1 protein-coding gene is annotated in these 943 nt (G+C 46.9%); it reads right to left on the bottom strand.

The annotated features are described in order from the left end of the window. Positions 1-886 (bottom strand): transposase (locus tag CALK_RS11660; RefSeq protein WP_155851878.1); only part of this gene is annotated, 886 nt, incomplete at its 3' end. Between the last annotated feature and the right edge of the window lie 57 nt (positions 887-943).

Raw genomic sequence — 943 nt, 5'->3', positions numbered from 1 at the left:
GCCTTCTTCCAACGACTACTCTTCGGGCTGTATCCCAGCTTGATAGTTTGAGTTCACATTCCGCAAGCTGCAGCGCATTTATTGATGCATTTCCCTCCCAGGCATCTTCCGGTACTTCGGCGATTGCCTCTTTTACCCGTTGGGTTTGCTTTAGTTTAAATAAATAATGTGGACGCTTATGCGATTCTTCGTGCCATCTTAAAAACTTTTCACCACAAAAACCAACATCAGCACGGTTAAGCCAGGGCTGCTTGTTTTCGGGAAGCTGGGCAAAAAGGTTCTCCATATTCTCAATCCAGCCTGCTGCGGTATGAGCATTTCCCGGGCGCATTTCAACATCAAGACAGAGCCGGACTCCGGCAGCAGAACATACAAGGGGATGATGGCTTCCGCGTCCCGGCTTTCCCGGATTATAGCCAATCTTAACTCCCTCCTGGGCACCATACCGCGTTGTTATGGTGCTGTCCCAATCCAGAATATAGTAATCCGGAAGGTTTTGGTAGAGATACTGATTTGTTCTGTACATTAAATCGCGCCCCGCATCCGGTTCTACCCTTTCAAACAAACGACGAACGGTGTCATCTCCGGGAATCCGTTTCTTTACACCGAAGGCTTCTCCAACGACCGGGTCATTTTGGATATATCGAATATCACTGAAACGATCACCGTCAAGAAGTGCAGTTAACATAAAACCCACAAGAATGTCACGTGTGGGAAGCGCGTTGTTGCTTTTTCGCGTTACTGGGAATTCTTCGGAAAGTGTATCTAAAACTCCAAGCTCGTTTACAAAAGAAGCAAAGGCTATCAGACCACCAAGAGGCGTTAAATTGCTGCCCGTTCGTTCTATTTGACACGCTCCGGCGCTCGTTGAAAAATCAAGTTTCATTGGATCACCTATTGGGTGAAGGGGATAATTCTCGTTTCCCCTTAAAATAAAAGAGGT

Origin of the sequence: Chitinivibrio alkaliphilus ACht1, from assembly GCF_000474745.1 — a bacterium.
GTDB lineage: Bacteria > Fibrobacterota > Chitinivibrionia > Chitinivibrionales > Chitinivibrionaceae > Chitinivibrio > Chitinivibrio alkaliphilus.
This window is presented reverse-complemented; position numbering and strand designations above follow the sequence as displayed.